Genomic DNA, 9,724 nt, shown 5'->3' with positions numbered 1-9,724 from the left:
GATTCTAGTACTAATTTTTTATAGAGCGTATCCATCTTGTCATGGGATATTTTTTCTGGTTGGTCTTGTGCCCACTCTCCAATGGCTTGAATACTACTTGCTACAAAACGAGTGAGCAAATCATTAGGTAATCCCTTTTGACTGTCTTTTTTTAATACTGTGGAAAAAGATGCACTCAATTGTTTCAGGAAGAAAGCATCTGCTGTCTTAATAAATTCCTCGTCTACTTCATTGCGCCTAATTAAAGCTTCTGCTGTTGATTTTTCATAAAATTCATTGGCTGTTGAAAAAGGTGTGTAAAACTTTTCTCGCTCATCTAATTCAAAATAATCATTCCATAAAGTGAATAACCCAAATTCAAGTAGTTGATATTTATCCTCAAAATGGCGATAAAAAGTAGAGCGATGAATATTTGCTTTATCACAGATTTCTCTGACACGAATATCACTAAATACTTTTTTATCTAGTACCATCAGCTCAAAAAAGTGCTGCCACAGATAGTTATCCATTGCTTGTTTTTTCATCTAGCTCCTCCTTATTTCTTATTTTAGCGACATTATACCTTTTTGTCTCTTATCAAACAAGGGAAAAAAAGTTACACTTATTTTATCAAGAAAGGATGTGTTATTGTGACCAAACGAAAAGTCATTTTATATATTGCTACAAGTTTAGATGGCTATATTGCCGATAATAAGGGAGGAATTGAGTGGTTATCCACAAACGCTGTGGATAATCAACCGGATACGTCCTATGAGAATTTTTATAAAACTATCGACACTGTTATTATGGGGCGTACTACATTTGACCAAGTCACAACAGAACTATCTCCTGATGATTATCCCTATGCTGATAGTACTTCTTACGTGTTAACCTCAAGAGAAGGAATTCAAAGAGAAAACGTCATTTACACCAGCGAGAACGTTTCGACTCTAGTTTCTAATTTAAAAAATCAATCTGGTGGAGACATTTTTATTGTTGGTGGTGCTAGTATTGTTCAACCTCTTATCAAAGAAAATTTAATTGATGAGTACCAACTTGCTATCATTCCAACATTGTTAGGTGAAGGAATTTCACTATTTGGTAAGCTTGATTCTTCTGTTGAATTAACCGCTGTATCAGCTAAAGTTGTGAATAATATTATCTATCATACGTATTTGAAAAAATAGAAGAGGTCGACTTTTATTAAGTCGACCTCTTCTTTATTTTGTAACAAACTGAAATTTTGTCCAAGGGTTCAAAAAATCTAGCATGATTAATTCCTCTTGAGGTATTTTACCTACTAAATTTTTACGTGAGTCACTATGCGCTTTTAGCACAATTTGTAATTCATTTTTATATTTTCCAAAGGTATCATTTCCAACAACCACATCTCCTACTTGAAATTCTTGGTTATTATCATGGCTAGGATTAGAAACTTCCGCATACTGTACGCGAACCATGGTTGAACGGACAGTTTGTGAGGTTATATCTCCACGACGGAAATGTTTTGAGTCAGCCACAATTTTTCTCTCAACCTCTGATATGTTGGTCTCAAGCTCAATCCCTAAACTAAGTTTGTATCGGTCAACATTGGCTATCTTTTCTAATTCATCATCAGACGCATACGCATTCCCAATAATAACTGTATCAATCAATCCTGTGGCAAAGAGATGTCTTGTCTGTAAATCAATTGGTAAATGTCGGTGCATCTCTAAAGTTGGTAAACCATCATTAACATCCCACGGTCCATATTCTGCTGTTTGACTAGTAACAAAAGCAGCTGTTTTTATTCCTTGTGATTTGAAACGTTTGCTACATTCAATGAAAAACTCATAGGGTAAAGCTGAGCCTTCCTGGGGATAAAAGTTATGACAGCCATAGATAAAAGGTTCATTGGCTTGGTAAGATAAAATATTATCTAGATAAGCCACATTATTACTCATATTCAATTCAATAGCTAACCCTTCTGGATTATAACTTAACATCGCTTCTTTGTTACCATCAAAGCCTTCATCTAAACGAATACCGTCTGCACCTAGCTCTGCAAAAAAACTTAAGTCATCATAGGAGATACCTAAATCATCAAAAATAGAAGGAGCAATATCCAGAACTGTTTCAAAGCCTAATTCTTTGGCATAATGGATAATCCCGCCAAATGTCTCACTCACTTTTTCTTTTCCTTCTGTAACTTCTAGCATGCTCATAAAAATTCTCGTATATCCTAAATTTGCGGCCTTTTTGATATACTTTCTGTCTTCTTGTGGCTCACTATGATCGGGGTAAATTGATATTCCTAATTCACGTTTCACTCATCTTCCTCCTCTTTTTTCTACTCTTTTAGACCATTTCTTTTCGCAACTTCTTTAAACCAATAACCAGATTGCTTTACTGTTTTAATTTGTGTGTGGATATTATTTGAAATAAAACCATACCGATTTTTATAAGCATTTAACCAAGACCAACAATCAATCGGTGTCCACATATGATACCCAAAGCAATTAGAGCCTTCCTCAATCCCTTGATATAACCACTCCAAATGTTCTGTCACAAAGGCAATACGGTACTCATCTTCAATTATGCCCTCACTATTTTTAAAGCGGTCCTCATTTGACACTCCCATTCCATTTTCAGATACATACCACGGAATATTTTTGTAGTTTTCTTTAATATTAATCGCAATGTCATAAAGAGCCTTAGGATAAATTTCCCAACCACGGTCCAAATTCACTCGGCGGCCAGGCATATCATACGCATCGTAATAGCGATTTGGTAACCATTCACCTACTGAATTAGGTGCTAAATCTGGTGCTTTTACTCGGTTGGGATGATAGAAATTAACACCTAAAAAATCAACGGTATTATTTTTTATTACCTCTTTTTCTTCAGCTGACCCTTCCCATAAAACCTTATCTTGTGTCAGTAATTCTTCTAGTTCACTAGGAAAAGTGCCATGAACAGCCGGCTCTAAAAATAAGTTATTATTCCACAACTCAGCAATGCGTGCAGCTTCTTGGTCTTCTTTTGAATCAGAAGCAGCATAGGTTGGTGTTAAATTTAAAATAGTTCCTATTTTGGCTTCTGGAATATTCAATCGCCTGAATGCTTGAATCGCTTTTGCTGAAGCTAAATTTAAGTTATAAGCCACTTGAACAGCTTTTTTTCCGTCCACTATATTCGGATAATGGAACTGGAACAAGTACTCGCCTTCTACAACTACCATTGGTTCATTGTGTGTTGTCCAATATTTAACTCGGTCACCAAATAATTTAAAACATTGTTCAGCAAAACCAACATATAGCTCCACTATTTTTTTAGATTCCCAGCCACCGTATTTAGCATACAACTCGACTGGTAAGTCAAAATGATGAAGATTCATCACTGGTGTCATTTTTTCAGAAATCATCGTAGCAATAACAGCATTGTAAAAATCAACTGCTTCTTGATTCACTGTATTCGTTTCTAAGTCATCAATCAACCTGCTCCACTGGATACTTGTTCTTACACTATTCATTCCAATTGATTTCATTAGTTGAATATCTTCCTGGTAACTATTATAAAAGTTTGATGCGACATCTGGTCCGATATGCTGATAAAATTTTTCTGGTTCTATTTCGAAGTGATAATCAAAAATATTGGCGTGTTTTTTATTAAAGCGGCCTTCACTTTGTGGGCCAGACGTTGCTGCTCCCCACCAGAAATTTTCGGGAAATTTTTTCATATTAATGCTCCTTCATTTTTCGTTAAGATAGCTCTTAAAAAAATAAGGGTTAGGGATCAATTGATCCTTAACCCCTTATAAAATCTATGCTTCAGCTTCTTTTTTTAATTCTTGTCTTGTTACTAATGAAACAAACGGAATATACATAACCACTGCAATCACTAAGTTCACAGCTGCTAAAATGGCACCTGAAAAACTTTGAGTCGCTAAGAATCCCCCAAGAATTGGTGGTGTTACCCAAGGTGGCATTACCGTTGCAGGTGGCACCAGACCAAATTTAGTAGCAAAGTACGCAGTTGTTACACAGACCATTGGTGTTAAGATAAACGGAATCGCCATAATCGGATTTAATACTAATGGTAATCCAAACATTAATGGCTCGTTAATATTAAAGATACCTGGTGCTGCTGCTAAGTTATTAACAACCATAAATGGTTTATTTTTACGTCCTACTAAGTAAATAGCGATAATTAAACCAATTGTCACACCTGTTCCTCCCATGTTAACAAATGAATCAATAAATGGTTTGTTAACAATGTAAGGTGCTGCTTTACCTGCTGCTAACGCTGTTGCGTTTGCTTCAATTGCTGGTGCGTTAATTGCTTGCATAAATGGATCAATCATATTAGCACCATGTAGACCAAAGAACCATAAGAATGGTGTAATAAAAGCAATCACTAAAGCAGAACCATATGAATTAGCTAAGCCCATGAAAGGCTCTTGTACAGCGCCATAAAAGGCAGCAAACATGTCTTCAATACCAAATGCTGCGATAAAGGCTGCCACTAAACCAAAGAGTGAAATAACAATCATTGCTGGAAATAGTGACGCAAATGATCTTGCGACTGCTGGCGGTACTCCGTCAGGCATTTTAATCACTAATTTGTCATTACCTACTAAACGAGTAAATAATTCAGCTACAACAATCCCTACAAGTAAAGCAACAAACAACCCAGTTGAGTTCATACCACTTGTCGCAGCACCTAAAGTAAAGAATGAGGCAACTGAAACAACACCTGTCCCAATCGGGTCTTTTCCGTAATGACGAGCTAAGTTATAAGCTACTAAAAAGGCAATGAATACTGAAAGAACACCAAACGTTCCGTTCCAAACAGCTCCACCAAATCCTTTCCAAGACTCACCACCGAAAATACCATCCATAAACTTCCCAAAAGCTGGAATCGTTAGTGCTAAGTTGTTAATCATTACTGCTAAAGCACCTAAAATCATCAATGGCATTGTCACCATAAACGAATCTCTAATCGCAACTAAATGACGTTGATTACCGATTTTTGCTGCTACTGGAATAAAATGCTTCTCCATAAAATTAATAAATTTATCCATTTTTTCTCTTCCCCCTATTTAAAAATAATCATAAAAACTCTTTCTTCCTTTTGAAAAAACTTCGGTTTTAATTTCTTTTGTGGTTATTACTTTGCCAAGAAAAATTCCTTCTGCTAAAGTTAGTTCCCCTAGTAATAATTCACTAAAGACTTGAATACTTGCTTGAATATCACCCACTTGTTCGACTCTTTGACAATGATCTTGACTAACAGACCAACTCCCCACATTCCACGGGCACTCTTTGTCTTGTGTTACCTCAATAATCGTTTCTTTTTCCACTAATGGTATATGTGATAATAATTGCTGAATATCAATAATTCGACTCATCATATATGGCCTTAACGTTATGGTTATGTTATCTTGTTCACGGAATACCTTCTCAATCATTTCATGAACAGGCGCATGATATAAAAAATCTTCAAAAGATGAGACGTGAGATTTTAAAAATGTTAATAATTTCTGTAACGCAAATTGATTCAGATAAATAAATTCGTCTACCACAAAGGTCTGACCTTCCATTCGGTAAATCATGTACCCTTTCGCTTCTCCTGTTTCATCAAAAGCAACTGCATAAAAACGGTGTGGGTAATAAGCATCTAATCTGTCCCACCACCAATCTTCACGGACGACCGTTCCTACTTGATTTTGACTTAATACCTGTTGGTAAATAACTTGAATGAACGCTTTCATTTGTTGCCACGTTCCTCGTTTAATACGACCTTGTTTTTCACTGGTCAAATAGTTAAATGCTTGATTTGAGAGTTGATACGTCTTTTGCCAACTTGTGGATTCATAGCCAAATTGTCGATAAAAATCTTCAGAAAATGGAGCCAGTTGAGAAACAGCAACTCCCTGTTGATAAAGATCTAACAACATCTCTGGCATAATGCTACTAATACCACCTTTCCCCCGATACTCTGGATAACTAGCAACATAACCAACACCCGCCATTTTAACCTTTTCTTGAAATATTTGACTTTCAAAATGGTTAGCCATGACTAAATTAGTTAGTTCTTGTTCTTGGTACACACCATAAGCATCTGCATGTGCATATCGAGATAAGAAAAGTGGGTCATCGATTATTGGGGTCTTCTTTTTAAAAGCGTATTCAATTAAGCCGGTAATGTCTTGCAACGTTTTTTGATCACGAGTTAACTTCACGAGATCACTTCCTATTCTTTTTCCAAACGTTGGTATAGCTCAACAACTTCTTTTGCCATGTCATTAAAGGTAATACTTGTCATTAAGTGATCTTGGCTGTGAACTGCTAAGAGTGTTACTGTCATTGGATTTCCACCCGCTTCTTGAGACAAAAGCCCCGTTTGAGAATGATGGGCTTCAACTAAAGATTTATCTGCTGCTTCAAGTTTTTCTTTGGCTAAAGTAAAATCACCTGCTTTAGCTGCCTGAATGGCTTCCATCGCGTCACTTTTAGCGCTGCCTGCATTAATAATTAATCCCATCACCGCTTCCAATTGTTCCTGACTCATTGTTTCATTCATGGTTTCAGCTCTCCTTTTCTTTTATTTCAAAAGATTTAGTGCAGTATTTAAAACAGCTTCGCCATTCATCATGCCGTAATCTTTCATATCAATCACATCAACAGGAATTCCTTTTTCTGCTAATTTTGTTTCATACTGCCCTTTCATAAAACGAACTTGTGGGCCTAATAATAAAATATCTACTGGTTTGTCTGCATCTTCTAATTTTGTATCTGCTTCTGATGCTGATACTGCAAAGATATCTGCTTCTAATCCTTGATCTGCTGCGGCTTTTTCCATTTTGGTTACTAATAAACTAGTGCTCATTCCTGCGGCACAAACTAACATGATTCTTTTCATTTTGCTCACTCCTTATTTTTTTACTGTACACCTTAATATAAAGCAAGTTGCATGCCAACTTTTAAACAAGAAAAACACTGATTTGACAGACTTTCCCTCGTTACACACAAAAAGCCTAGAATTACACACTGTGTAATCCTAGGTCAATTCGGTTATCTTCAATTGTTTTAACAATATAAGCAATATCGTCATCAGTAAACGTCACGCCAAACTTAGTTTCAATCAGTGATAGATTTCCGGCAACTTGATTAAACTGTTGACTGTACGTCTTGCGAAATTCTGCGACATTTTCAAAGGCTAAACGTTTCTCCCCTTTTTTGATTCTATCTACTAAGAAAGCAATATGCATACTCAAAGCTTGCATTGCTGTGTTCTCAATAATTAGTTTTTGATCACGGCGAATTAACTGCAATACGTCATCAATCAATAGAAACAATCGTTTAACATCAAGCTCAGGTGAAAAATCTTGCGTTAATGAATCCACAATTTCAAGTAATGTAATAGTACTACCTAACATATCTTGAAACTCGATAATTTTATCTCGTTGAAATAGATTCATGGCTGGAATGAATGGAATATTTTCATAGTGAATTTCCATTGTTCCTACAATTGCCACAATATTTTTATGGGTAATCAATTGATCAATACGATGTTTAAAACTTTCTTTTTCTAACGACTGCATTTGAATCACTTCAAATTCTTGTGGACTAACAATTTGAGAAACTACTTCATTTAGCCGTTTTGAAACACCTTCTCCAGTAAAACAAGCCACAATAATGACTTTTTTCTTATCTTTCTTCGTTGGTTCTTCTAAATGGGTCATTGTTCGAAACATTGACACCACACTTGTGTAGATTTCTTCTAATGATCGACCTAATGTGGCTAAACGAATACTTTCTAGCACCAACATTGTGCTAGCCATTGAAATCACACGCGTTCTTATTCCCATTTCATGAAAAATAAGATTACCAAAATTATTAGGTGAGCCCATATCTGTTAACAAAATAATGCCTTCTGAGAACTCTTCTTGCTTGTCCTTAATGTAATTTTTAATTTGGGCATACATTTCTGCTGTATTTAGTGTTAAAGGCATATTAAACGCAATGCCTGTCGTTGTTCCTAAAAGTTCTTGCACTGTTTCAAGCATACTTGAAGCTGTGGATTTTCCGTGCATCACAACTAATACAGCCACTTGGCGCTCGTTAATTTGCTGCTCTTCCTCGTTATCCATGGTTAAAAACATTGTAATAAAGCCAATCTCATCTAAAGGAATCATAATATTATAGGCTTCTTCAATACGATTAGATAACTCAATGGCTAGTTGAAATTCCTTTAAATAGTTACGCCGAATGTCGTTTAAATTAGGGTGAGAGATAAATTGATTACGCCTGATTCGCTCAATGGTCGAATTCATATGAAGTGCAAATGCAAAGCGAACTTTTTCATCGTATTTTCGATTCATTTGAATTGACGCAAAATCATATAACTCATTCACTAGTTTCCATAAATCATCAGAAATTATTTCCCGGTAGATATTACTGTGGGAGAGCTCCTCAACGTAGGTTTCAAAATACTGATTCACATCATCAGAAATTAATTCTTCTAAATCAATTTCTGATAAATTTTCACGTCCTAGTTTGTCTAATTTATAAGTAATCGAATGATACACTTCCATGTCCTTATTTGGATCTTGGCCCCAAACTACTTCTTCTGTGCCTGGTTTCATGGTTAGATAGAGATTTTTCTTATCCATGAACGGCGTTAGTTTATCTTGAACATCATTCATTCGAAGTAGCCCTTTTTGGACAACTAAAGGCAAATCTTCTTCCACAATCATTAGTTTTTCCGATTCACTTTTTGTTTGATGATGAAGAAACGCTTTGGCACAAACTAATTTTAAGTCACGTTTTAGTTGGCCAATATTGCCTTCTGCGTTATATAGAAGAAATGCTAACAGACTTCGTTTATCAATGGTAATTTCTTGGACTAAGCGGTTAGCTTCTTGTTGTAAAAATTCTTTAATGATAGCTAAGCGCTCATCTAATGAACGTTCTGCTAATGAAGGAAGTTCAATTTGCATTGGAATACGGCGATTGAATGTTGATAAAAACATGGAGCTTGTTTCAGTGGTTGCACCAATAATTTGAACGGAAGCTTGTTTTTCTTCTCCATCACCTAAAGAACGGAACGTCCCTTTATCGATAAAAGTAAACAACATCTCCTGACCTTCTGGTGGTAGCCGGTGAATTTCATCTAAAAATAAAATACCGCCATCTGCTTGCTCCATCAGCCCCTTGCGATTTTCTTCAGCGCCAGTAAATGCTCCCCGTTTTACGCCAAAAATATGTCCATATAAGAGTTGTGGGTTTTGCGCATAATCTGCACAATTAAACGTAATGAACGGGGCACTTTCATCTAACACATTGGCTGAAACTGCAAAACGGTACATGCATTCAGCAAACATGGTTTTCCCTGTTCCCGTTTCACCAAAAATAAGGGTATGTAAACCTCGCGGTGGATATAAAATAGCTGCTTTTGATTTTTGAATTTGACTTTTCAACGAATCCTCACGACCGATTAAATTATCAAAGTTAATATGTTGCTCATTGGACACTGTGACGCTTTGAAATTTTACAGGGCGCCCGTCTAATTTTTTGACCGTTCCTTCTTTTGTTAATTCGTTCAAATAACGGCTAACATTGGTTCGATCCATACCTAATTGATCGGCCAATTCTTGTGCGGTCTGTTCGTTAGGATTAACTTTTAATGCGTCTAGTACATCATCTTTTCTTGATTTCAAAAAAATCCCTCCCGAAATTGGTATAAACCAAATACATTGTAA

At 36.0% G+C, this 9,724-nt stretch carries 9 protein-coding genes; 1 reads left to right on the top strand and 8 read right to left on the bottom strand.

Annotated elements, in window-relative coordinates:
• A partial coding sequence (locus tag RR554_RS05210; protein WP_332467552.1) for a TetR/AcrR family transcriptional regulator occupies window positions 1–524 on the bottom strand: 524 nt, incomplete at its 3' end.
• Window positions 525–629: 105 nt separating this feature from the next.
• Between RR554_RS05210 and RR554_RS05205 the strand changes: the two genes are divergently transcribed.
• Window positions 630–1,166, top strand: coding sequence for a dihydrofolate reductase family protein (locus RR554_RS05205; protein WP_332467551.1), 537 nt, complete (start codon window positions 630–632; stop codon window positions 1,164–1,166).
• Window positions 1,167–1,199: 33 nt separating this feature from the next.
• Here the strand turns inward: RR554_RS05205 and RR554_RS05200 are convergent, their stop codons facing one another.
• From RR554_RS05200 to RR554_RS05170, 7 genes are all read right to left on the bottom strand, one after another.
• A complete protein-coding gene (locus RR554_RS05200; RefSeq protein WP_332463079.1) occupies window positions 1,200–2,288 on the bottom strand; it encodes a DUF871 domain-containing protein in 1,089 nt (362 codons plus the stop codon).
• Window positions 2,289–2,308: 20 nt separating this feature from the next.
• A complete protein-coding gene (locus RR554_RS05195) occupies window positions 2,309–3,697 on the bottom strand; it encodes a glycoside hydrolase family 1 protein (protein WP_332467550.1) in 1,389 nt (462 codons plus the stop codon).
• A gap of 84 nt (window positions 3,698–3,781) precedes the next feature.
• On the bottom strand, window positions 3,782–5,041 hold the full coding sequence (locus RR554_RS05190) for a PTS sugar transporter subunit IIC (RefSeq protein ID WP_332463081.1): 1,260 nt from the start codon (window positions 5,039–5,041) through the stop codon (window positions 3,782–3,784).
• Window positions 5,042–5,059: 18 nt separating this feature from the next.
• Complete coding sequence (locus tag RR554_RS05185) at window positions 5,060–6,202, bottom strand: GNAT family N-acetyltransferase (protein ID WP_332467549.1); 1,143 nt, start codon at window positions 6,200–6,202, stop codon at window positions 5,060–5,062.
• Between the two features lie 11 nt (window positions 6,203–6,213).
• Window positions 6,214–6,543 carry a PTS lactose/cellobiose transporter subunit IIA gene (locus RR554_RS05180; protein WP_332463083.1) on the bottom strand — a complete coding sequence of 110 codons (330 nt, stop codon included), beginning with the start codon at window positions 6,541–6,543 and terminating at the stop codon, window positions 6,214–6,216.
• Between the two features lie 21 nt (window positions 6,544–6,564).
• Window positions 6,565–6,882: a PTS sugar transporter subunit IIB gene (locus tag RR554_RS05175; RefSeq protein WP_332463084.1), complete on the bottom strand. Its 318-nt coding sequence runs from the start codon at window positions 6,880–6,882 to the stop codon at window positions 6,565–6,567.
• 121 nt (window positions 6,883–7,003) lie between these two features.
• Window positions 7,004–9,682 (bottom strand): sigma 54-interacting transcriptional regulator, encoded by a 2,679-nt coding sequence (locus tag RR554_RS05170; protein ID WP_332463085.1) that lies wholly within the window; start codon window positions 9,680–9,682, stop codon window positions 7,004–7,006.
• Window positions 9,683–9,724: the final 42 nt, after the last annotated feature.

It is taken from the genome of Vagococcus sp. (genome assembly GCF_036639995.1).
In the GTDB taxonomy this organism is placed as follows: domain Bacteria; phylum Bacillota; class Bacilli; order Lactobacillales; family Vagococcaceae; genus Vagococcus.
The sequence above is the reverse complement of the archived record's forward strand: the minus strand, read 5'-3'. Positions and strand labels throughout refer to the sequence as shown.

Excerpts from the sequence above, each read along its gene's own strand:
- RR554_RS05195 (WP_332467550.1), bottom strand. The coding sequence starts at position 3,697 with ATGAAAAAATTTCCCGAAAATTTCTGGTGGGGAGCAGCAACGTCTGGC.
- RR554_RS05190 (WP_332463081.1), bottom strand. The coding sequence starts at position 5,041 with ATGGATAAATTTATTAATTTTATGGAGAAGCATTTTATTCCAGTAGCA.
- RR554_RS05180 (WP_332463083.1), bottom strand. The coding sequence starts at position 6,543 with ATGAATGAAACAATGAGTCAGGAACAATTGGAAGCGGTGATGGGATTA.
- RR554_RS05175 (WP_332463084.1), bottom strand. The coding sequence starts at position 6,882 with ATGAAAAGAATCATGTTAGTTTGTGCCGCAGGAATGAGCACTAGTTTA.